We start from the raw sequence: 22,364 nt of genomic DNA, 5'->3' as shown, positions 1-22,364 counted from the left end.
ACCCGACCGCCCGGCGGTCAGAGCACGAAGGCCGGGGTGTCGTTCTCGGCGACCATCGGGCGCCCGGCGCCGTCCCAGGCGAGCATGCCGCCCGACACATTCACCGCGTCGATCCCCTGCCCCACCAGATACTGGGTGACCTGCGCGGACCGACCGCCCACCCGGCACATCACAAACGCCCTGCGCCCGTCGGCGACCGCCTCCGTGACCTCACCGAAGCGGGCCGCGAAGTCGCTCATCGGGACGTGCAGCGCGCCCTCGACATGACCGGCCGCCCACTCGTCGGCCTCCCGGACATCCAGCACCAGGCCGTCGGAGGGCACGGCCGCGGCGTCCACGGAGGGCAGCGGGGCGAAATTCATGGGCATGGCCTTCTCTCGTACGGAACCGGGGGCGGCACCGGGTCGGGCCCGGACCGGGCCCCGGAAATCTACTGCACCAGTGTGGCAAGCTCCGCCTCACGTGCGGAGACCTCCGCGAGAAGCTGCTCGGCGATCTCCTCCAGCAGCCGGTCCGGGTCGTCGGGCGCCATCCTGAGCATCGCCCCGATCGCGCCCTGCTCCAGTTCGTGGGCGACCAGCGTCAGCGACTCCTTGCGCTGCGACAGCCACTCCAGCCGCGCGTACAGTTCCTCGCTCTCGCTCAGCTCGGCCGGCCGGGGCGCGGGCCCCGCCGCCCACTCGGCGGCCAGCTCCAGCAGTTGGGGCTCGTCGCCCCGCCCGTAGGCGGAGTTGACCCGGGTGAGGAACTCCTCGCGCCGCGCGCGCTCCGTATCGTCCTGGGCGAGATCCGGGTGCGACTTGCGCACCAGATCGCGGTAGATCCTGCGGGCCTCGTCGCTCGGCCGGACCCGCTTGGGCGGCCGGACGGGCCGGTCGGTCAGCATCGCCGACGCCTCCGGCGAGAGACCGTCGGAATCCAGCCAATCGTGGAACAACTCGTCCACGCCCGGCATCGGCTGCACCATCGCACGGGCCTCCCGCGCCTTGCGCAGGTCCTCCGGGTCCCCCGAGCGGGCCGCGCGGGCCTCCGCGATCAGCGCGTCCAGCTCGTCCAGCCGCGCGTACATCGGGCCCAGCCGCTGGTGGTGGAGGCGGGAGAAGTTCTCGACCTCGATCCGGAACGTCTCCAGGGCGATCTCGAACTCGATCAGCGCCTGCTCGGCGGCGCGCACGGCCCGCTCCAGGCGCGCCTCGGGCCGCGCGTCGAAGGCCTTGGCTTCATCCAGCGCGTCGCGCACGTCTCGTACGTCCTGCTCGTCGTCGTTACGGATCGTCGGCTCCCCAGGGGCGTCGTGCATCACCCGCCCAGCGTACGGGCGATCGCCCCACCCCTGCTTCTTCCGGCCTCTTACGGGGGGCTTCCCCCCTCCCCTCCCCTCCCCTCCCCCTCCCCTCCCCTCCACCCCCTTTCCTTTCCGCCCCGCCCCAGGCCGCCGCCGCCTCGCTGACTCCCGCTCCTCCTCGCCGACCTGCGGCGTGTGTCCCGGCGCATGTCGTGGCGCGTGTTCCGGCGTATGTCGCGGCGTATGTCGTTTGTCGTGGCGTATGTCGCGGCCGGCTCGGCGGTGCCGTCGGCTCAGACGCCCAGTTCGGCCGGGATGCGGCCGGCGCGTATCGCGGTGAGCAGGTCCGCGTGGTCCGCTTCCGTGCGGTCCGCGTAGGCGACCGCGAACTCCGCTATCGCCGCGTCCAGTTCCTCGTTCTTGCCGCAGTAACCGGCCAGCAGCCGTGGGTCCGCGCTGTGTGCGTGGGCCCGGGCGAGCAGCGCGCCGGTCATCCGCGCGTAGTCGTCCACCTGGTCCGCCGGAAGGGCCGTCGGGTCCACGCTGCCCTTGCGGTTCCTGAACTGCCGTACCTGGTAATGCCGGCCCTGGACCGTCGTCCACCCCAGCAAGTTGTCGCTCACCACCTGCATCCGCTGCTGCCCGAACACCACCCGGCGCCCCTCGTGCTCCTCCTCCGGCGGCTGGAAACCGACGGCTGGGAGATACGGCAGCAGGGCGGACGGCCGCGCCTCCTTCACCTGGAGCACCAGCGGCTGGCCCCGGTGGTCCAGGAGCAGCACCACATACGAACGGGTCCCCACACTGCCCGTACCGACGACCCGGAACGCCACGTCGTGGATGGCGTACCGCGCCAGCAGCGGCAGCCGGTCCGCCGGGAGGGTGGTCAGATACTCCCCCAGCGAGGCGGCCACCGCCGCGGCCTCCTCGTCGGGCACCCGGCGGAGCACCGGTGGCGCGTCCACGAAGCGGCGCCCGGCGGCGCGCTTACCGGCGGCCCGGGCGCTGTCGGGGCCGCCGGCCGGGGGCGCCTCGCCCGTGCCGTCCACCGGCTCGGTGGAGCGGGCCGCGAATCGTGCGCTGGTGTTCCTGCGGGCCTTCTCCGAGACCCGTTCCAGCGTGCCGGCGAGATCACGGGCGTCCGTGTGCGAGACCAGTTCCTCGTCGGCGATCGCGTTCCACGCGTCCAGCGCCGGGAGCTTCGCCAGCAGCCGCATCGTCCGCCGGTACGCCCCCACCGCGTCGTACGCCCCGCCCCGGCATATGTCCTCGTCCGCCCCGGCCTCCCGCCCGGCCAGCACCAGCGAGACGGCGAGCCGCTTCAGGTCCCACTCCCAGGGGCCGACCACCGTCTCGTCGAAGTCGTTGAGATCGATGACCAGTCGGCCGCGCACGTCCCCGTAGAGCCCGAAGTTGGCCGCGTGCGCGTCCCCGCAGAGCTGCGCGCCGACCCCGGTGACCGGGGTGCCCGTCAGGTCGTGCGCCATCAGGCCGGCCGAGCCCCGGAGGAAGGCGAAGGGTGTCGCGGCCATCCGCCCGACCCGTATCGGTGTCAGCCGCGCGACCCGGCCCCGCCCGGACTCCTCGACGGCCCGCAGCGCGTCGGGCCGCCCGGTCACCGGCACCAGCCCGGCATGCGCCGACCGGGGCACCAGCTTCCGCAGCGCGCGCCCCCGCGCCTTCGGCGCCGGCGTCCCGTCCGCCTCTCTCGGGGCCGCACGCGGTGCGAACCCCGGCACCTCCGGGATCCGTACCGCCCCGGTCAGGGCCCCCGGCCCCGCCGTCCCCCACATCGTTTCCTGCCCGACTCCGCCCATGGCGCGCCGCCTCCCCCGCTGCTCATCGCCCGCACACCCCGCCGTGCGAGATCACGAGATCAACTGATCGGTCTCTGTTGGTCGGTCCCTGCTGATCGATCCGTCATGACCGTACCGCCGGATCAGAAAGGCCGTCGGAGCCTGTGGATAACTTCCCGGCGCCCCCGCCCGCACCTCGGCGGCACCCCCGCCCGCGCTCGGCGGAACTCCGCTGCGGAGAACGATAGGCGCGGCCTATACGGGGCATCGGTTTTTGGTCGTGGACCCCCGCCGGGTCCCCCGGTTCACTGTGGCGGAAGCCGGCACGGGCCGATCGGGCCCGGTACCGCGCGAACAGGGAGGGCTGCAATGACGCATACCCCGGGCGGCGGACGGGCCGAGCAGGCCGTGCGGATCGCGGCGACGCCGTGGTACCGGCAACTGTATGTCCAGGTGCTGGTGGCGATCGTGATCGGCGTCGTGCTGGGCTGGCGGTGGCCGGATCTGGCCACCGCCATGGAGCCGATCGGCACGACGTTCATCACCGCGATGAAGATGCTGATCGGACCGATCGTCTTCCTCACCGTCATCGGCGGCATCGCCGGCGTCGCCGACCTGAGGAAAGTCGGCCGCACCGGCGTCAAGGCCCTGGTCTACTTCCAGGCCGGCACGCTCGTCGCCCTGCTGACCGGGCTGGTGGCGATCAACCTCTTCCGGCTCGGCGACGGCGTGCACGCCGACCCGGCGGCCCTCAGGACCTCCGGGGACGCGAGCCGGTACATATCCGAGGGCGAGCACCAGCACTGGTGGCAGTTCCTCACCACCATCGTGCCGGACAGTTTCTTCGGCCCGTTCGTCGAGGGGAACATCCTCCAGGTCATCTTCCTCGCCGTCGTCTTCGGCATCGCCGTCAAGCTGGTCGGACAGACCGGCGAGCCGGTCACCGCGGCCGTCGGGCGGCTGACCGAAGTGGTCTTCAAGGTCCTCTCCTTCATCATGAAGGCCGCGCCGCTGGGCGCCTTCGGCGCGATGTCGTACGCGATCGGAAAGTTCGGCCTGTCGACGCTGACCAGCCTCGGCTCGCTGATCGTGCTGTTCTACGTCACCTCGGCGCTCTTCGTCGTGGTCCTGCTCGGCGGGGTGCTCGCCCTGTACGTACGGCTGAACATCTTCCAGCTCTTCCGCTACTTCAAGGAGGAGTTCTGGCTGATCCTGGGCACCTCCACGGCCGAACCCGCCCTCCCCGGGCTGATGCGCAAACTCCACTTCCTGGGCGCGGAGCGCTCCACGGTGGGCCTGGTCGTGCCGACGGGGTACAGCTTCAACCTGGACGGGGCCGCGATCTATCTCTCGCTGGCCACCCTCTACATCGCCCAGGCCACCGACACCTCCCTCTCCCTCGGTCAGCAGCTCGGGCTCCTCGCCGTCATGCTGCTGACGTCCAAGGGCGCGGCGGGCGTCGCGGGCGGCGGGTTCATCGCGCTCACCGCGACCCTGTCGACGGTCGGCTCGGTGCCGGCCGCGGGCATCATGCTCATCTTCGGCATCGACAAGTTCATGTCGGAGTGCCGGGCTCTGGTGAACTTCTTCGGCAATGCCGTCGCCACCCTTGTCGTCGCCAGGTGGGAGCGCGGCCTGGACCTGGAGCGGGCCCGCGCCGTCCTCTCGGGCCGGGAGGGCGAGCCGCCGGCCCAGGCCCCTGCCCAGGCCCCCGACGACGCCACGCAAGTCCCCGCCCAGGCCCCCGTACAGGCCCCCGGCCAGGTCCCCGCCAGTGCCGTCCAGGTCCCCGTACAGGACGCCCAAGCTCCCGCTCAGGACGCCCGAGCCCGGACGGACACCGACAAGGCTCTGGACACCCGATAAGTTGGCCCCGCCCTGGTGGAGAGAGCGATCGGCGGAGGCACGGTGGACGCTCGGCAGTTGGAGTACTTCCTCGCCATCGTCGAGCACGGCGGCTTCAGCAAGGCCGCCGCCGCCCTCCATGTCGCCCAGCCGTCGCTCTCCCAGGCGATGGCGAACCTGGAGGCCGATCTCGGGCTCGCCCTCTTCCACCGGGTCGGGCGCGGCGTCGTGCTCAGCGAGGCGGGGCGGGAACTGCTGGAGCCGAGCCGGCGCGCGCTCCGCGATCTGACGGCGGTACGGGACACCGCCGCCGCCCTCACGGGGCTGCACGGCGGCACCGTAGAGGTCGCCACCATGCCCTCGCCCGGCATCGAGCCGCTGACCACCCTCGTCCACCGCTTCGCCGGGCTGCATCCGTCGGTGACCGTGAGCACGCACGCCGCCTTCACCCCGGACGAGGTCATCGCCCTGGTGAGGGGCGGCTCGTGCGAGCTCGGCCTGCTGGGCGCCGCGGCCCCCGTACACCCGGCCGGGCTGGATGTCCTGCACGTCGAGGACCAGCCCTTCGTCGTCGTCGCCATGCCGGGCGGGGCCTTCGAGGACGACGTCCCGATCCGGCCCGACGGACTCGCCGGGGAGAAACTCATCGCCTCCCGTACCGGCAGCCTCATGCGTCACATCGTGGACGACATCACGGCGGGCGGCGCAGGCACCGAGATCGTGACGGTCGTGGACCACCGCACCTCGATCCTGCCGCTGGTCCTCACCGGGGTCGGGGTCGCCGTCCTGCCGTCCTCCTGGACCCGGCTGGCCCGCCGCTGCGGTGCGGTCGTCGCCCCCATCGAGCCGACCGCGCATCTCCATGTGGCCATGGTCAGCCTCCCCGCGCACCTCACCCCGGGCGCCCGCGCCTTCCGCGCGCTGACCGAGTCCCTCGCCCGCCGTCGGACCCGCGACGCCGGATCCGCGGACGCCGGATCCGCGGACGCCTGACGCGGGACCCCTGCCCCGGGGCCACTGACGCGCGACGCCTGACCCGCGGTCCCTGACCCGCGGTCCCTGACCCGCGGTCCCTGACCCGCGGTCCCTGACCCGCGACGCCTGACGCGGGACCTATCGGCCGTGCCTATATGTCGCATCGGAAGCAGGTCTTGGACGCCTGACGACCACCCTGTGTTGACTCGGTCGCGTTCCCACCCAGCGAGCCGGAGGCACCACCCATGACCAGCGACGCACCCCGGACACCCGCCGCGCCCCCCGCGTCCCCCACACCCCTCGTGTCCCCCTCTCCCCCCACTCCCCCCACGCCCAGCGCGCCCCGTACGTTCCGTATCGCCGCCATCCCCGCCGACGGTGTTGGCAAGGAGGTCGTCGCTGCGGGGCGCGCCGTTCTGGACGCCCTGGCGGCGGACTCCGGCGGGGCGTTCGCGTTCGACTGGACGGAGTTCCCCTGGGGGTGCGAGTACTACGAACGTACCGGCAGGATGATGGACGAGGACGGTCTCGACCGGCTCAAGGACTTCGACGCCCTCTACTTCGGCGCGGTCGGCTGGCCCTCCGTCCCCGACCATGTCAGCCTCTGGGGGCTGCGCCTGAAGATCTGCCAGAACTTCGACCAGTGGGCCAATGTCCGCCCCGTCCACTTCCTCCCCGGGGTCCGCAGCCCGCTGCGCAAGGCCGACGACACGGAGCTCGACTGGGTCGTCGTCCGCGAGAACAGCGAGGGCGAGTACGCGGGGCTCGGCGGCCGCAACCTCTCCGCGCGCGGCCGGGGCGGCGAAGTCGCCGTCCAGTCCGCGCTGTTCACGGAGGTCGGCTGTGAACGCATCATGCGCTTCGCCTTCGAACTCGCCCGTACCCGGGCGCACAAGAAGGTCTCCTCCGTCACCAAGAGCAATGCCCAGCAGTACGGCATGGTCCTGTGGGACGACGTGTTCCGGCGGGTCGCCGCCGACTACCCGGATGTCGGGACCGAGAGCGTCCTGGTCGACGCCATGTCCGCGAAGTTCGTGCTGCGGCCGGAGGAGCTCTCGGTGGTCGTCGCGTCCAACCTGAACGCCGACATCCTCTCCGACCTCGGCAGCGCGCTCGCCGGCAGCCTGGGCCTGGCCGCCAGCGCCAACCTCAACCCCGAGCGCCGCTTCCCGAGCATGTTCGAGCCCGTCCACGGCTCGGCCCCGGACATCGCGGGCCAGGGGCTCGCCAACCCGGTCGGCGCGGTCGGCAGCGCGGCCCTGATGCTGGACCACTTCGGCCTGCCCGGCCAGGCGGCCCGCCTCCACCGGGCGATCGAGGCCACGACGGCCGCCGGGATCCTCACCCGCGACGTCGGCGGCACCGCGTCCACCGAGGACGTCACCAAGGCCCTCATCGACGCCCTGGGCGCCTGACAGCGGCCTCGCAGCGCCCGACAGCGGCCTGCCGTACTGCTTGCGCTGGCGCGCCCGGAGCGTCCGCCACGTCCGCCGCATCCGGCGTGTCCGGCGTGTCCGGCGCGCCCGGAGCGTCCGCCGCATCCGGCGCGTCCGGCGCGTCCGGACCGGCGAAGCAGCCGGACCGGCGAACCGGCCGGAGCGCCCGCTGAGCCGGCTGTGACGTCGCGTCTACGCCGGGCGGCGGGTGTTCTGGTGGCGGTAGTCGCTGGGTGGGAGGCCGTAGGCGGTGCGGAAGGCGCGGCTGAAGCCTGCGGGGTGGGTGAATCCCCAGCGGGTGGCGATGGTGTGGATGGGGGTGTCGCGCAGCAAGGGGTCGGTGAGGTTGTGGCGGGCGCGCTCCAGGCGCCGGCGCCGGATCCAGGAGGTGACCGTGGTGTCCTCTTGCTGGAAGAGGCGATGCAGGTAGCTGAGGGAGATGTGGTGTGCGGCGGCTATCGAGCCCGGGGTCAAGCCGGGGTCGTGCAGGTGCTGCCGGATGAACGCCTGAATACGCAGGGTCAGAGCTCGCCGACGGGCTTCCGGCGTCAGAGAAGTGTCGGTACCGAGCGTATGGGAGAACAGCGCGGCGACCAGCTCGACCGCCACCGTCCCCAGCCGGGGCGCGTCGTCAGGGGCGTACTGGCCGGTGTCACTGGTCAACTGGGTCAGGAACTGGGCCAGCAGCGCGCCTATGCCGTCCCTCGCCGACATCCGCCGCCCGATCACCCGGTCGGCCCGGCCTCTCGACAGGGGCAGGTGCGTCTTGGGGAACTCGACTCCGACGATCCTGGTCTGCTCCTGGCCGGTCCATGTCTCGGACGGCCGCGAAGAGTCGTTGGAGTGGAACTCGTAGGCATCGCAGGTCACTTCCTGTCCGCCCAGGCTGTGTCTCCCGCTGCCTTTCAGGACGAGGGTGAGCTGGTAGACCTCGGGATCGGACTGCCGGATCAGCTTCGGCGTCCGCCGGAAGACCAGAGGCTGGAATTCACCCGGCCACACCGACACCGGACCGAGCCCGATCAGACGCTGGTGCGCCCGGAAGTCCGGCGCATGGTCGCTGCTCAGCTCCATCGGCGCGTAGGCCCGGTTCATGAGTTCCCGATAGCACTCGAACCGGTCCGCCGCCGGCACGTCCTCACTGCGGAACACCGTCTCGCCCAGCATCTCCCCACACCATCCTTCATCGAGTCCGCGACCGGCTGGCACGCGTCTCCCGCTTCCTCGGACGACAGACCGGTCGGCCGGTAGTCGAACGGGTCGGTACGGCCGGTCCCGGCAGGCCAGACACTATCGACGCAGGGTCCGACGGCCACAAGGAAGAGCACCCGCTTTCTGCGTTCGGGGGCCATGTGCTGCCGGCCCTCGGGCGGGGGCGGGGGGGTAGGGGCTGGATCCGGCGGAAGTACGACGGCGAGCGCCTCCAGCGGGTCGGCGCCCGCCCCGCCGTACGTCTCGTGCCGCTACGCGAAACCGACCAGGGCTTCGAAGCCTCCTACGCGTGCGCCCGCCGCCTGTGCCATACATTTCTCGCCAAAATCGATCCCTCACCTCTGCCGAAGGATCACCGGCCGGTCTTCGACGACCGCACCGACCGGCTCGGCACCCAGGCCGGACGCTCCCGCGCCCTCATGATCGAACAAACCGCGCGGTCCCGGCACCGGAGCGCGTCTCCCGCTCGCCGGCCCCGAGCCCACCCCGGCCGGCGTCTGAAACCTCACAAAAAACAACCGGAACCCGGCCTCCGCAAACGCCAGACCCCACACGCCAACCGCCGGCCCGCCCGGACGCCGGCCACCCCGCCCCCGCCGGTGCCACCGGTCCCACCAGAGCCCCAAGAAAACGAAAAGGTGCCTCTGCTCAGCGACTTTCGTCACTGAGCAGAGGCACCTTCCGTCGGTGCTTCGCTGTGCGCGAGGGGGGAGTTGAACCCCCACGCCCTTTCGGGCACTGGAACCTGAATCCAGCGCGTCTGCCTATTCCGCCACCCGCGCATTGGGTGTGCCGTCCGGTGCTTCACCTGCTCTGTTCCGCTGGTGTGCGCTCCTGGCGACATCGAGAAGATTAGCACGCCGCAGGGGGTGGGATCACATCCGTTTGTTTCGACGGTTCGCGGCCGGAACAGGGAACGGACAGAGGTCGCCACCCACTCCTCCTGAGTGCACCCGGGGTGCGGGACACTGGCGTGACGCCGCCTCTACGATCCGTGTGAGAGGTGACACTCATCGACGGGGCAGACAAGGGGAACCAGCCGATTTCCCGACGCGTGGATACGATCAGTAAGCAGTACCAGGACGGCAACGACGGAGGAGGTGCCCCATGGGAGTCATGAAGCGTTTCGAGCAGCGTCTCGAAGGTCTGGTCAATGGCACCTTCGCGAAGGTGTTCAAGTCCGAGGTCCAGCCGGTCGAGATCGCGGGTGCCCTCCAGCGCGAGTGCGACAACAACGCGACGATCTGGAACCGCGAGCGGACCGTCGTGCCCAACGACTTCATCGTGGAGCTGAGCACGCCGGACTACGAGCGGCTCAGCCCGTACTCCGGGCAGCTCGGCGACGAACTCTCCGGGCTGGTCCGCGACTACGCGAAGCAGCAGCGGTACACCTTCATGGGGCCGATCAAGGTCCACCTGGAGAAGGCCGAGGACCTCGACACCGGGCTCTACCGGGTCCGCAGCCGCACCCTGGCGTCGAGCACGTCCCAGGACGGCCCCGGCGGCCCCGGCGGCCCCGTGGGCGTCGCCGGCCACGCCGCGGCCCCCGCGCCTCCCCGGGGCGCCCCCGGCGGCTACGGCTACCCGCCGAGCGCCGTGCCCCCCATGCCGTCCTCCGCGCCGCCCGGCGGCCCCGTCGGCGGCCGCGGCCCCGGCACGATGCCGGGCGGCCAGACGCGCCGCTGGATCGAGATAAACGGCACACGCCACCAGATCTCCCGCGCCACCCTCGTCCTGGGCCGCAGCACGGACGCCGACGTACGGATCGACGACCCCGGAGTCTCGCGCCGGCACTGCGAGATCCGGGCCGGATCGCCCTCCACGATCCAGGATCTCGGGTCCACCAACGGCATCGTGGTAGACGGACAGCACACCACCCGCGCTACGCTCCGCGACGGCTCGCGGATCGTCGTGGGCAACACCACCATCGTTTTCAGGCAAGCCGAAGGGTGAAGCGGGGGCAATGTCAGAGCTGACCCTGACGGTCATGCGGCTAGGTTTTCTGGCCGTTCTGTGGCTGTTCGTGATCGTGGCCGTACAGGTCATCCGCAGCGATCTGTTCGGAACACGCGTCACCCAGCGCGGCTCACGCCGCACCGCGGACGCCCGTCCCCAGCAGGGACGCCAGTCCGCGCCGCCCCAGCAGCGACAGCAGCAGGGCCAGGGGGGAAGGCAGCGCAGGGGGGCGCCGACCAAGCTGGTCGTCTCCGAAGGGTCCCTGACCGGCACCACGGTCGCGCTCCAGGGTCAGACGATCACGCTGGGCCGCGCCCACGATTCGACCATCGTGCTGGACGACGACTACGCGTCCAGCAGGCATGCCAGGATCTACCCGGACCGTGACGGTCAGTGGATCGTCGAGGACCTCGGGTCCACCAACGGCACGTATCTCGACCGGACCCGGCTCACAACCCCGCAGCCGATCGCACTGGGCGCTCCGATCCGCATCGGAAAGACCGTCATCGAGCTGCGGAAGTAGTACGACAATGAGCGAGCGGAGCGAGCGAGCCACGACGGTTCCCCCAGCGGACCGCAGCAGGCTCCCGACCGGAGGGTGGGCAGGGTGGCTCGACAGTCGACCGGCGAGCCGACGGGCGAGGTGCGCATGAGTCTTTCTCTGCGCTTCGCCGCCGGCTCCCACAAAGGAATGATCCGCGAGGGCAACGAGGACTCCGGCTACGCCGGCCCCCGGCTGCTCGCCATCGCCGACGGAATGGGCGGCCAGGCCGCCGGTGAGGTCGCCTCGTCCGAGGTGATCTCCACGCTCGTCCAGCTCGACGACGACGTGCCCGGCTCCGACCTGCTGACCTCGCTCGGTTCCGCCGTACAGCGCGCCAACGAACAGCTCCGCGTCATGGTCGAGGAAGACCCCCAGCTCGAAGGCATGGGCACCACGCTCACCGCCCTCCTCTGGACCGGGCAGCGCCTCGGCCTCGTCCACGTCGGCGACTCCCGCGCCTACCTGCTGCGGGACGGCGTGCTCACCCAGATCACCCAGGACCACACCTGGGTGCAGCGCCTCGTCGACGAGGGGCGGATCACCGAGGAGGAGGCCACCACCCACCCGCAGCGCTCCCTGCTGATGCGCGCGCTGGGCAGTGGCGACCATGTCGAGCCCGATCTCTCCATCCGCGAGGTACGGGCCGGCGACCGCTACCTGATCTGCTCGGACGGCCTCTCCGGCGTCGTCTCGCACCAGACGATGGAAGAGGCCCTCGCCGGCTACCAGGGCCCCCAGGAGACCATCCAGGCCCTCATCCAGCTCGCCCTGCGCGGCGGCGGACCCGACAACATCACCTGCATCGTCGCCGACGTCCTCGACGTCGAGGCCAACGACACCCTGGCCGGGCAGCTCAACGACACCCCGGTCGTCGTCGGCGCCGTCGCCGAGAACCAGCTCCCGCTCAGCTCGGCGGAGAACGCCGCGGCGATGCAGACCCCGGCCGGACGCGCCGCCGGACTCGGCCGCTCCGTCCCCCAGCAGACCGGCGCCTTCGGCCCGCCCGGCAGCGGCGGCGACACCGACTACGGGTACGGCGGCGCGACCCCCTCGGGGGGCGGCTTCGGCGCGTACGACGACAGCGGCGAGACCTTCCTCAAGGAGCGCCCGCGCCACCGCTGGCTCAAGAGATCCCTGTACTCGGTGCTCGCCCTCGCCGTCGTCGGCGGCGGTCTGTACGGCGGCTACCGCTGGACCCAGACCCAGTACTACGTCGGCGCCAACGACCAGCACGTCGCGCTCTACCGGGGCATCAGCCAGGACCTCGCCTGGGTCTCGCTCTCGAAGGTCGAGAAGGACCACCCCGAGATCGAACTCAAGTACCTGCCGCCGTACCAGCGCAAGCAGGTCGAGGCCACCATCGCCGGGGGCAGCCTCGCCGGCGGCCAGCGGAAGATCCAGGAACTCTCGGTCCAGGCGTCGGCGTGCAAGAAGGAAGAGCAGCGCCGCACCGCCGACCAGCAGGCCGACGTGGTCACGGGCGAGGGGCAGGCCGGCGGAGCCTCCGGTACCGCCACCCAGAAGCCGGACGCCGGTGAGAACCCGTCCGCGGACCAGACCTCGACCGCGGACCAGACCTCGACCGCGAGCCGGGCGTCGGCCGCGAGCCACATCTCGACCGCGACCCACACGTCGACCGCCGTCCACCCGAAGGCCGCGACGCCCACTCCGGGCCCCAGCCTCTCGGAGGACGAGCAGAAAGTCGCCTCGAACTGCGGTAAGCAGTAAGCCGGCCGTAGGGGGCCCTTCACCACCATGAGCGTAGTCACCAACACGACGACCATCGGCGCGATCGAAGCACCGAGCCGCCGCAACACCGAACTGGCCCTGCTGGCCTTCGCCGTCGCCATCCCCGTCTTCGCCTATCTGAACGTGGGGCTCGCCCTCGACGGCAAGGTCCCCGCGGGGATGCTCGGATACGGGGCCGGGCTCGCCCTCCTCGCGGGCATCGCACACCTCGTGGTGCGCAAGTTCGCGCCGTACGCCGATCCGCTGTTCCTCCCCCTGGCCACGCTCCTCAACGGCCTCGGCCTGGTGCTGATCTGGCGCCTCGACCAGTCGCCCCGGCTGATCCAGCGCGCGGAGAACCTGTACGGCGCCTACGTCCCCGACGCCCCCAACCAGCTCATCAACTCCGCGATCGGCATCGCGCTCTTCGCCGCCGTCATGGTCCTCCTCAAGGACCACCGGATCCTCCAGCGCTACACGTACATCTCGATGGCGCTCGCGCTCTTCCTGATCATCCTGCCGATGTTCTTCCCGGCCCGTAACGGCGCGAAGATCTGGATCAGCCTGCCCGGTCTCGGCTCCATCCAGCCCGCCGAGTTCGCCAAGATCATCATCGCGGTCTTCTTCTCCGGCTATCTGATGGTGAAGCGCGACGCCCTCGCGCTCGCCAGCCGCCGCTTCCTCGGCCTCTACCTGCCGCGCGGCCGCGACCTGGGCCCGATCCTGGTCATCTGGGGCATCTCGATCCTCATCCTGGTCTTCGAGACCGACCTCGGCACCTCGCTGCTCTTCTTCGGCCTCTTCGTCGTCATGCTGTACGTGGCCACCGAGCGCACGAGCTGGATCGTCTTCGGTCTGCTGATGTCGGTCGGCGGGGCCGTCGGCGTCGCCTCCTTCGAGTCGCACGTCCAGGCCCGTGTCAACGCCTGGCTCGACCCGTTCTCGTGTTACGAGACGAGCAACGCCTGCGAGCAGATCGGCCAGGCGCTGATGTCCTTCGGCTCCGGCGGCACCCTCGGCACCGGCCTCGGCCAGGGCAACTCCGACCTCATCATGTACGCCGCCAACGCCGACTTCATCCTCACCACCGTCGGCGAGGAGCTGGGCCTCGCCGGCACCATGGCGTTCCTGATGGTCTACGCGCTGATCATCGAGCGGGGGGTGCGCACCGCGCTCGCCGCCCGCGACCCCTTCGGCAAGCTCCTCGCGATCGGCCTCTCCAGCGCCTTCGCCATCCAGGTCTTCGTCGTCGCCGGCGGCGTCATGGGCCTCATCCCGCTGACCGGTATGACCATGCCGTTCGTCGCGTACGGCGGCTCCTCCGTCCTCGCCAACTGGGCCCTGATCGGGATCCTCATCCGTATCAGCGACACCGCGCGCCGGCCCGCACCGGCGCCCGCACCGTCCCCCGACGCCGAGATGACCCAGGTGGTCCGACCGTGAACAAGCCCCTGCGCCGTATCGCCATCTTCTGCGGGCTGCTGATGCTCGCCCTGCTGATCCGGGAGAACTGGCTCGGTTTCGCACGCGCCAACGAGCTCTCCAGCCAGGAGCACAACCGGCGGGTCCAGATCGAGCGGTACAGCAACCCGCGGGGCAACATCATCGTCGACGGGAAGCCCATAACGGGCTCCACGAAGACCGAGAGCACGGACTTCGCGTACAAGCGCACCTACACCGACGGCCCCATGTGGGCGCCCGTCACCGGGTTCGCCTCGCAGGCCTTCGGCGCCAACCAGATCGAGTCGATCGAGGACGGCGTCCTCACCGGCAACGACGACCGGCTCTTCTTCGACCGCACCATGTCCATGTTCACCGGCGGCGACAAGAAGGGCGGCAACGTCGTCACGACGCTCAGCACCGCCGCCCAGAAGGCCGCCTACGAGGGGCTCGGCAAGAAGAAGGGCGCCGTCGCCGCGATCGACCCGTCGACCGGCAGGATCCTCGCGCTCGCCTCCACCCCCAGCTACGACCCGTCGTCCTTCGCCGGCAACACCAAGAACGACACCAAGGCATGGGTCGCGCTCGGCAAGGACAGCAACCCCGACGACCCGATGCTCAACCGGGCGCTGCGCGAGACCTACCCGCCGGGCTCCACCTTCAAGGTGCTGACCGCCGCCGCAGCCCTGGAGCACGGCAAGGTCACCGACGTCGACGCCAACACCGACACGCCCCTCCCCTGGATCATGCCGGGCACCACCACCCCGCTCCCCAACGAGGGCAACATCCCCTGCAAGGACGCCACCCTGCGGGTCGCCCTGCGCTACTCCTGCAACACGGTCTTCGGCAAGCTCGGTGCCGACCTCGGCAAGGACAAGATGCTGGAGACCGCGAAGAAGTTCGGCTTCAACGAGGAGCAGTTCGTCCCGGTCCGCGCGGCGGCCTCGGTCTTCCCCGAGGAGATGAACACCTCGCAGACCGCGCTCTCCTCCATCGGCCAGTTCGACACCCGCGCCACGCCCCTCCAGATGGCCATGGTCGCCGCCGCGATCGCCAACGACGGCAAGCTGATGAAGCCGTACATGGTCGACCGGCTGGAGTCCCCCAACCTCGACGTGCTCAGCAAGACCGAGCCCGAGGAGCTGAGCCGGCCGCTCACCCAGGAGCACGCCCAGGCGCTCCAGAGCATCATGGAGACGGTCGTCCAAGAGGGCACGGGAACCAACGCGAAGATCCCCGGCGTCACAGTGGGCGGGAAGACCGGCACCGCCCAGCACGGCGAGAACAACAGCAAGAACCCGTACGCGTGGTTCATCTCGTACGCCAAGACGGGTGACGGCTCCCCGGTTGCCGTCGCCGTCGTCGTCGAGGACAGCGACGCCAGCCGTCAGGACATTTCCGGTGGTGGTCTCGCGGCCCCCATCGCGAAGGACGTGATGCGGGCGGTCCTCGACAGCAAGAAGTGACCCCGGCAGCGGAAGTGACGCCCGTCACGACTCACGTCCATACCCGCACAATGCGATACCGGTCGTATATCAGCTCACCGTTACGGGCCAACCCCGTACGGCGTGCCCGGTAGCGTAGGCGCGAACAGCACACCGCCGGACCACTCGCCGGTGCGGTCGGGACTGACGGAGAGGGCTGGAACGTTATGGAAGAGGCGCGTCGCCTCGGCGGCCGGTACGAACTGGGCTCGGTGCTCGGTCGTGGTGGCATGGCGGAGGTCTACCTCGCCCATGACACCCGTCTCGGCCGGTCCGTAGCCGTCAAGACGCTCCGGGCCGATCTCGCCCGGGACCCGTCGTTCCAGGCCAGGTTCCGCAGAGAGGCCCAGTCGGCGGCCTCCCTCAACCACCCGGCGATCGTCGCGGTCTACGACACCGGCGAGGACTACGTCGACGGGGTCTCCCTCCCGTACATCGTGATGGAGCACGTCGACGGCTCCACCCTCCGGGAGCTGCTGCACTCCGGGCGCCGGCTGCTGCCCGAGCGGACGCTGGAGATGACCGTCGGCATCCTCCAGGCGCTGGAGTACTCGCACCGCAACGGCATCGTCCACCGTGACATCAAACCGGCCAACGTCATGCTGACGCGGACCGGCCAGGTCAAGGTCATGGACTTCGGTATCGCCCGTGCGATGGGCGACTCCGGCATGACGATGACGCAGACGTCCGCCGTGATCGGCACCGCCCAGTACCTCTCGCCGGAGCAGGCCAAGGGCGAACAGGTCGACGCCCGCTCCGACCTCTACTCGACCGGCTGTCTGCTCTACGAACTCCTCACGGTCCGGCCGCCGTTCATCGGGGACTCGCCGGTCGCTGTCGCGTACCAGCATGTCCGGGAAGAGCCGCAGGCGCCCAGCGTCTTCGACCCCGAGATCACCCCCGAGATGGACGCGATCGTCCTCAAGGCGCTGGTCAAGGATCCCGACTACCGCTACCAGTCGGCCGACGAGATGCGCGCCGACATCGAGGCGTGCCTCGACGGGCAGCCGGTCGCCGCGACCGCCGCGATGGGCGCGGTCGGCTACGGCGGCGGGTACGGGGACGGCCAGGCGACCACCGCGATGCGGGCGGGCGACGCGGCGGGCCAGACCACCATGCTGCCGCCCGCCAACTCGGACGACGGCGGTTTCGGCGGCTACGACGACCGCCCCGCCCGCCGCCGCCAGCAGCCGAAGAAGTCCAGCCTCTCCACCATCTCGCTCGCCATCGCCGGGGTGCTGGTGCTGGTCGGCGCGATCCTCATCGGCAAGTTCATCTTCGACAAGAGCGGCAACGACGCGAACTCCAAGGTGGCCGCCCCGCAGCTCGTCGGGCAGACCTTCGCCGAGGCGCAGAAACTCGCGGACAACGCCTCCGTGAAGGTCGCCCAGTCCAGCTCGGAGCGGTGCGACCAGCCCAAGGGGTCCATCTGCAGCCAGAACCCCGAGGCCGGCCAGGAGATGGCGAAGGACGAGACGATCAATGTGGTCGTCTCCGAGGGCTCGCCGCAGATCGAGGTCCCGGACGTCACCGACAAGCAGAAGGACAAGGCGGCCGTCCAACTGGAGAACAAGGGCTTCAAGGTCAAGTACAAGGAGGAGGAGTCCGACCGGGACCCGGGCACCGTCATCGACCAGGACCCCGCGGGCAACTCCCAGGCCGAGAAGAACTCCACGGTCACGCTGACGATCGCGACGAGCACGCTGATCAATGTCCCGCCGGTGACCGGCAAGTCCGTCGACGAGGCCGAGGCTCAGCTCAAGACGCTCGGTTTCCAGGTCGTACGGAACGATGTCGACTCCGACCAGCCCGCGGGCACCGTCGTCAAGCAGGACCCGGCGGGCGACAGCAAGGCCGCCCAGGGCGCCACGGTCACCCTGGACGTCTCCAGGGGCCCGCAGCAGGAGAAGGTGACCATCCCCAACGACATCCTGAGCAAGCGGCTCGGTGAGGTCAGGGGCACTCTCCAGGGCCTGGGCCTGAACGTCTCCGTCGCGGGCAACTCCAACGACGACAACTCCATCGTCATCAACAGCGACCCGCGCCCCGGCACCGAGGTCAACAAGGGCGACACCGTCACCCTGAACACCTTCGGCGGCGGGAACGGCGACAACGGGGGCAACAACAACGGCGGGGGCAACAACAACGGGAACAACAACGGCGGCTTCTTCGCCGGCGTCAACGGGGCCTCGTACCGTAACGAAGGCGAGTAACGCCGTACGGCGCGGAAATGCCCCTGGCCCCCATCCCGGTGGGGGCCAGGGGCATTTCCGCGCCCTGTCGTGCCCTGTCCGCGCCCTGTCGTGCCCCTGAGGGCCGGAGGAGGCGCCTTGAGGGACCGCGGGCCTCAGCCGCCCTCAGGCCGCCCCCAGGGCCGCCCTCAGCCGCGCAGCTCCGCCGGCGGGGTGCGGTCCTTGTCGACCTTCTCCGTGCGCTCCAGCTCCGCCCAGACGATGTAGCGGAAGTCCGAGGTGTAGACCGGCGTGCAGGTCGTCAGCGTCAGATAGCGGCCGGGCTCCGTCTTCCCGGACTCCTTCGGCACCGGGTCCAGCACCTCCACGTTGTACTTCGAGGTCTGCGGCAGTTCCTTGAAGACCTTGTAGACGTACCAGGTGTCCCGGGTCTCGAAGACGACCGCGTCGCCCGTCCTGATCTTGTGGATGTTGTGGAACCGCGCCCCGTGCCCGTCCCGGTGCGCCGCCAGCGTGAAGTTGCCCTGCTTGTCCCAGGGGAGCGCCGACTTGACCGGTTCCGTGTAGTACCCGGCGACGCCGTCGTTGAGCAGGGACGTCCCGGTGCCCTTCTTCACCAGCACCTCGCCCTCGCCCATCGCCGGTACGTGGAGGAAGCCGATGCCGCCCGCCGCGTCGAAGGTCTTGGGGTCCGAGCCGGTCGCCTCGCGCGCCCAGTCGCGCCGTACGTCGTCGCTCTGCCGGCCCGCCGCCCGGTCCGCCAGTACGTTCGTCCACCAGAGCGAGTAGACGACGAAGAGGCCCAGCACCAGCCCCACCGTGATGAGGAGTTCGCCGAAGACGCTGACGGCGGCGGCGATCCGGCCCCGGGGGCGGCGCGCGGGGGCGGGGGGCGGTCCCGGGTCGGCGGCGGGATCCCCGGGCGGCGCGTACGGCGGTGCGCCGGCCCGTTCGGCCTGCCCGGTCCGTCCGGCCCGCCCTTCGTGCCCGGTACTCGCTGCCACGGCGCCCGCCCCGTCCTGTCGTGGGTTCCGGCCGGACCCGCTCCGTACGTACGTCGCGTACGTCCTCTGGACGCACGTACGTACGTGCTCGGGTCCCCGTCGGTCTCAGCCGACGAGCGCGTCGGGCTTCCCCTTGCTGCGCGGCCGCTCGTCCACCATCTTGCCCCACACGATCATCCGGTAGGTACTGGTGAATTCCGGCGTGCATGTCGTCAGGGTGATGTATCGGCCGGGCTTGGTGAAACCGGACCCCGGGGGCACCGGGGTGATCACGCTGACATTGGAGGGCGGGGTCTGCGGCAGGATGCTGGTCATGTCGTACGTGTAGTACGCGTCCTGGGTCTCCACCACGATCTTGTCGCCCGGCTGGAGCCGGTTGATGTAACGGAACGGCTCCCCATGGGTGTTGCGGTGCCCGGCGACCGCGAAGTTCCCCTGCTTGTCGGAGGGCATCGCCGTCTTGAGGGAGCCCTCCGCGTAGTGGCCGACCATGCCGTTGTCGAGCACCTTGGACTTGCTGATGCCCTCGGCGATCGGCACGACGACATCGAGCTTCGGGATGTACATGAGGGCGAAGCCCTGTCCCGGCTGGAAGGCGTCCGGCTTGCGCCCCTCCGCCCAGCTGCTCTGGATCTTGTCGGCCTCTTTGCCCGCGAACTGTCCGGCCGCCACGTTCGTCCACCAGAGCTGGTAGGTGACGAAGAGCAGCATCAGCACACCGACGCTGATGAAGAGTTCACCGATCGCCCGGCTCGCGATGACGGCGGGGCTCTCCTTGGCGGCGCGCGCCGCGCGCCGTGCCTCCATCCGCGAGAGCGGCCGGCCCGTGGGGGCCCGTACGCCGTCCTCCTGGGGCGTCCCGGCGGCCTCGGGGGCCTCGGGCGGCTCCGTGGCCGTCTCGCCCCGTCTGCGGCCCCTGGCGCCCCCCTTGGCCGCTCTGCGCCGCTCGGCCCGGCCGCCGGCCGGGGGCGGGAGCTCGGGCGCGCGCGGGGCACGGGGCCGGGGCACGGCGGCCGGGGCGGGCGCCGTCGCCGGCTCCGCCTCCAGGTCGATCACCGGCATGGGCTGCGTCGCGAACTCCGCCGGGGCGGCCGGGGAGGCGGCCCGAGGTATCCGCGCCGGGGCGGGCTCGGCGGGCGGCGGCGGACCGGGGTGCGGGCCCGGGTGGGCCGGTGGCGGCAGGGGCGCCTGGACCGGCGACTGCGGCTGGGCCGGTGGGCGCGGCTGGACCGGCCCCTGCGGCGGTACGGGCGCGGGCGGGGCCGGGGTCTCGCGGCTCGGGCCCCGGTGCCGCCCCGGGCGCCGTACGGGCGCCTCCGGCGGCTCGGTGCCGGGCAGCGGGTCGGTCAGCGGGTCCGCGAGGCCGCTCACCGCCGCCTCGAACGCGGGGTTCCGGTACGTCCCCGGCTCGGGGCCCTCCGGGCGGTACGGCGCCGGGGCGTACCCCTCGGGCCCGTACCCCTGCCGTCCGTAGCCGTCCTGGCCGTACGCCTCAGGGGCGTACGGCTCGCTGCCGTACGTCTCGCTCCCGTACGCCTCGGCCGCGTACCCCTGCGGCTGGTACGCGCCCGGTTCGTACCGTTCCGTCTGTTCCGGTTCGTACGCGCCCCCGTAACCGGCGTCGTGCTCGGGGCGCAGCGCGGTCACGCGAGCGCCTTGCCCACCACCGGCGCCAGCCCCGTCGAGCGGTCCACAGCGCCCGGATCCCCGCACCGCGCCAGCCAGTTGGCGAGCATCAGGTGGCCGTGTTCGGTGAGGACCGACTCGGGGTGGAACTGGACGCCTTCGACAGGCAGTTCACGGTGGCGCACCCCCATGATGATCCCGTCCTCGGTCCGCGCGGTGACCTCCAGCTCGGCGGGGAGCTCGGCGGGCTCGGCGGCGAGCGAGTGGTACCGGGTGGCGGTGAACGGCGAGGGCAGCCCGGCGAAGACGCCCTGGCCCCCGTGGGTGACCAGGGAGGTCTTGCCGTGCAGCAGTTCGGGGGCGCGGCCGACGACGCCGCCGTACGCGACGGCCATGGACTGCATGCCGAGGCAGACGCCGAAGACGGGCAGGCCGGCCGTGGCGCAGTGGCGCACCATCTCGACGCAGATCCCGGCCTCTTCGGGGGTGCCGGGTCCGGGGGAGAGCAGGACGCCGTCGAAGCCGTCCCCGGCGTGTGCGAGGGTCACCTCGTCGTTGCGGAGGACCTCGCACTCGGCGCCGAGCTGGTAGAGGTACTGGACGAGGTTGAAGACAAAGCTGTCGTAGTTGTCCACGACAAGAATGCGCGCGCTCATCGGGCGGCTCCGGCTCCGTCGACGGTCACATCGTTGAACGGAAGCAGCGGCTCCGCCCAGGGGAAGACGTACTGGAACAGCAGATAGACGACGGCGAGCGCCAGTACGAGCGAGATCGCCGCCCGTACGAACACGTTGCCCGGCAGATGCCGCCAGATCCAGCCGTACATGCTGTCCCTTCCGTTGGATGCCGCACCAGGCGGCACGGGATCCAGAGTAAGGGTCGGCGGGGACGCGTGGGCGGTGCATGGACGAGGTGCGCACAGGTTCGGACTTGGTCTTGGTCACTCCCCGTGGAGGACGCGCCGCGCCCGTACCGCCCCGTGCCGTGTCCCGTGCCGTGTCCCGTGCCGTGGACCGTCGGGTCAGCCGGCGGGCTTGGCGTCGTGCAGGTCGATGGTGCCCGCGTAGCCGGGCAGGGTCTCTTTGCGCAGCTCATCGACTTTCCAGCCGAGGCCGTACGCCTTCACGTAGAGCAGGTAGTTCTGGATCGCGGGGGAGTCGTCGAGCGCCTTGCGGAGCGTGTCGCGGTCGCCCACAGCGGTGATCTTGTACGGCGGCGAGTAGACGCGGCCCTGGAGGATGAGGGTGTTGCCGACGCAGCGGACGGCGCTGGTGGAGATCAGCCGCTGGTCCATGACGCGGATGCCCTCGGCGCCGCCCTGCCAGAGCGCGTTGACCACGGCCTGGAGGTCCTGCTGGTGGATGACGAGGTCGTTGGGCTGCGGTTCGGGGTAGCCGGGGTTGGCGGTGGCGTCGGGCGGGGCGTCGTCGAGGGTGACGGTGAGTCCTGGGCCGGTGACCTTCTGGGTGCCCGCGGCGTCCGCCAGCTCGCGCAGGGTCCGTTCCTCGGCGTCCGTGGCGCCGTGGTCGCGGCTGACGAGGCGGTCGTTCGCGGCGCGTATCTCGGCGGTGGTGGCGCCGAGTTCGGCGTTCTTGCGGTCGCGCTCGTGGATGAGGTCGGAGAGCTTGAGCAGGGAGGCGTCGGTCCGGATGTCGGTGCCCTTGGCCGTGTTGAAGCTGGTCACGAAGATCAGCCCGGCGAGGGCGAAGACGGCGCCGGTGAGGAGCCGGGCGGGGCGCGGGGCGTGGAACCGGTCCGGCCGCCGGGCCTGCCGGTGCTCCGGCCGGTCGACCGGCCCTGGGGGAGAGTCGGCTGAATTGCTCAACGTACCCTTATCTCCT

18 protein-coding genes and 1 tRNA gene are annotated in these 22,364 nt (G+C 70.9%); 9 read left to right on the top strand and 10 right to left on the bottom strand.

Annotated elements, in window-relative coordinates; genetic code table 11:
* Nucleotides 1-17: 17 nt before the first annotated feature.
* The 3 genes from AB0O07_RS30690 to AB0O07_RS30680 form a co-directional block, all read right to left on the bottom strand.
* The gene (locus AB0O07_RS30690; protein WP_365639435.1) at nucleotides 18-362 is read right to left on the bottom strand and encodes a rhodanese-like domain-containing protein; all 345 of its coding nucleotides are present in this window, start codon (nucleotides 360-362) and stop codon (nucleotides 18-20) included.
* 68 nt (nucleotides 363-430) lie between these two features.
* Entirely contained in the window at nucleotides 431-1,303 is an 873-nt protein-coding gene (locus AB0O07_RS30685; protein WP_365639433.1) for a J domain-containing protein, read from the bottom strand.
* A 275-nt stretch (nucleotides 1,304-1,578) separates the two neighbouring features.
* On the bottom strand, nucleotides 1,579-3,078 hold the full coding sequence (locus AB0O07_RS30680) for a DUF2252 domain-containing protein (protein ID WP_365639629.1): 1,500 nt from the start codon (nucleotides 3,076-3,078) through the stop codon (nucleotides 1,579-1,581).
* Between the two features lie 372 nt (nucleotides 3,079-3,450).
* On the opposite strand from AB0O07_RS30680, the gene dctA reads away from it, so the two are divergent.
* The 3 genes from dctA (at nucleotide 3,451) to AB0O07_RS30665 (ending at nucleotide 7,316) form a co-directional block, all read left to right on the top strand.
* Nucleotides 3,451-4,947: a C4-dicarboxylate transporter DctA gene (gene dctA / locus AB0O07_RS30675; RefSeq protein WP_365639432.1), complete on the top strand. Its 1,497-nt coding sequence runs from the start codon at nucleotides 3,451-3,453 to the stop codon at nucleotides 4,945-4,947.
* Nucleotides 4,948-4,989: 42 nt separating this feature from the next.
* Nucleotides 4,990-5,919: a LysR family transcriptional regulator gene (locus AB0O07_RS30670; protein ID WP_365639430.1), complete on the top strand. Its 930-nt coding sequence runs from the start codon at nucleotides 4,990-4,992 to the stop codon at nucleotides 5,917-5,919.
* A 227-nt stretch (nucleotides 5,920-6,146) separates the two neighbouring features.
* Complete coding sequence (locus AB0O07_RS30665) at nucleotides 6,147-7,316, top strand: tartrate dehydrogenase (protein ID WP_365639428.1); 1,170 nt, start codon at nucleotides 6,147-6,149, stop codon at nucleotides 7,314-7,316.
* Between the two features lie 213 nt (nucleotides 7,317-7,529).
* On the opposite strand, the gene AB0O07_RS30660 is transcribed toward AB0O07_RS30665, so the two are convergent.
* Both AB0O07_RS30660 and AB0O07_RS30655 read right to left on the bottom strand, forming a co-directional pair.
* Nucleotides 7,530-8,504 carry a helix-turn-helix domain-containing protein gene (locus AB0O07_RS30660; protein ID WP_365639426.1) on the bottom strand — a complete coding sequence of 325 codons (975 nt, stop codon included), beginning with the start codon at nucleotides 8,502-8,504 and terminating at the stop codon, nucleotides 7,530-7,532.
* 743 nt (nucleotides 8,505-9,247) lie between these two features.
* Nucleotides 9,248-9,331: transfer RNA gene (locus AB0O07_RS30655), tRNA-Leu, on the bottom strand.
* A gap of 325 nt (nucleotides 9,332-9,656) precedes the next feature.
* On the opposite strand from AB0O07_RS30655, the gene AB0O07_RS30650 reads away from it, so the two are divergent.
* The 6 genes from AB0O07_RS30650 (at nucleotide 9,657) to pknB (ending at nucleotide 17,914) form a co-directional block, all read left to right on the top strand.
* Entirely contained in the window at nucleotides 9,657-10,502 is an 846-nt protein-coding gene (locus AB0O07_RS30650; protein WP_365639423.1) for a DUF3662 and FHA domain-containing protein, read from the top strand.
* Nucleotides 10,503-10,512: 10 nt separating this feature from the next.
* The gene (locus tag AB0O07_RS30645; protein ID WP_365639421.1) at nucleotides 10,513-11,028 is read left to right on the top strand and encodes an FHA domain-containing protein; all 516 of its coding nucleotides are present in this window, start codon (nucleotides 10,513-10,515) and stop codon (nucleotides 11,026-11,028) included.
* A 126-nt stretch (nucleotides 11,029-11,154) separates the two neighbouring features.
* Nucleotides 11,155-12,777 (top strand): PP2C family serine/threonine-protein phosphatase, encoded by a 1,623-nt coding sequence (locus AB0O07_RS30640; protein ID WP_365639418.1) that lies wholly within the window; start codon nucleotides 11,155-11,157, stop codon nucleotides 12,775-12,777.
* Nucleotides 12,778-12,804: 27 nt separating this feature from the next.
* Nucleotides 12,805-14,220: an FtsW/RodA/SpoVE family cell cycle protein gene (locus AB0O07_RS30635; protein ID WP_365639416.1), complete on the top strand. Its 1,416-nt coding sequence runs from the start codon at nucleotides 12,805-12,807 to the stop codon at nucleotides 14,218-14,220.
* Nucleotides 14,217-15,683, top strand: coding sequence for a penicillin-binding protein 2 (locus AB0O07_RS30630; RefSeq protein ID WP_365639413.1), 1,467 nt, complete (start codon nucleotides 14,217-14,219; stop codon nucleotides 15,681-15,683). Before AB0O07_RS30635 ends, AB0O07_RS30630 begins: the two co-directional genes overlap by 4 nt.
* A gap of 185 nt (nucleotides 15,684-15,868) precedes the next feature.
* Complete coding sequence (pknB, locus tag AB0O07_RS30625) at nucleotides 15,869-17,914, top strand: Stk1 family PASTA domain-containing Ser/Thr kinase (RefSeq protein WP_365639410.1); 2,046 nt, start codon at nucleotides 15,869-15,871, stop codon at nucleotides 17,912-17,914.
* 167 nt (nucleotides 17,915-18,081) lie between these two features.
* On the opposite strand, the gene AB0O07_RS30620 is transcribed toward pknB, so the two are convergent.
* The 5 genes from AB0O07_RS30620 to AB0O07_RS30600 all read right to left on the bottom strand — a co-directional run bounded on the left by AB0O07_RS30620 (nucleotide 18,082) and on the right by AB0O07_RS30600 (nucleotide 22,348).
* Entirely contained in the window at nucleotides 18,082-18,753 is a 672-nt protein-coding gene (locus AB0O07_RS30620) for a class E sortase (RefSeq protein WP_365639627.1), read from the bottom strand.
* A 249-nt stretch (nucleotides 18,754-19,002) separates the two neighbouring features.
* Nucleotides 19,003-20,268: a class E sortase gene (locus AB0O07_RS30615; RefSeq protein WP_365639625.1), complete on the bottom strand. Its 1,266-nt coding sequence runs from the start codon at nucleotides 20,266-20,268 to the stop codon at nucleotides 19,003-19,005.
* A 272-nt stretch (nucleotides 20,269-20,540) separates the two neighbouring features.
* The gene (locus tag AB0O07_RS30610) at nucleotides 20,541-21,179 is read right to left on the bottom strand and encodes an aminodeoxychorismate/anthranilate synthase component II (RefSeq protein WP_365639408.1); all 639 of its coding nucleotides are present in this window, start codon (nucleotides 21,177-21,179) and stop codon (nucleotides 20,541-20,543) included.
* Nucleotides 21,176-21,349 carry a hypothetical protein gene (locus AB0O07_RS30605; RefSeq protein ID WP_365639406.1) on the bottom strand — a complete coding sequence of 58 codons (174 nt, stop codon included), beginning with the start codon at nucleotides 21,347-21,349 and terminating at the stop codon, nucleotides 21,176-21,178. Before AB0O07_RS30605 ends, AB0O07_RS30610 begins: the two co-directional genes overlap by 4 nt.
* 195 nt (nucleotides 21,350-21,544) lie before the next feature.
* Complete coding sequence (locus AB0O07_RS30600; RefSeq protein ID WP_365639404.1) at nucleotides 21,545-22,348, bottom strand: DUF881 domain-containing protein; 804 nt, start codon at nucleotides 22,346-22,348, stop codon at nucleotides 21,545-21,547.
* Nucleotides 22,349-22,364 lie beyond the last annotated feature (16 nt).

This window comes from Streptomyces sp. NPDC093085, assembly GCF_040683935.1.
Lineage (GTDB): Bacteria > Actinomycetota > Actinomycetes > Streptomycetales > Streptomycetaceae > Streptomyces.
This window is presented reverse-complemented; position numbering and strand designations above follow the sequence as displayed.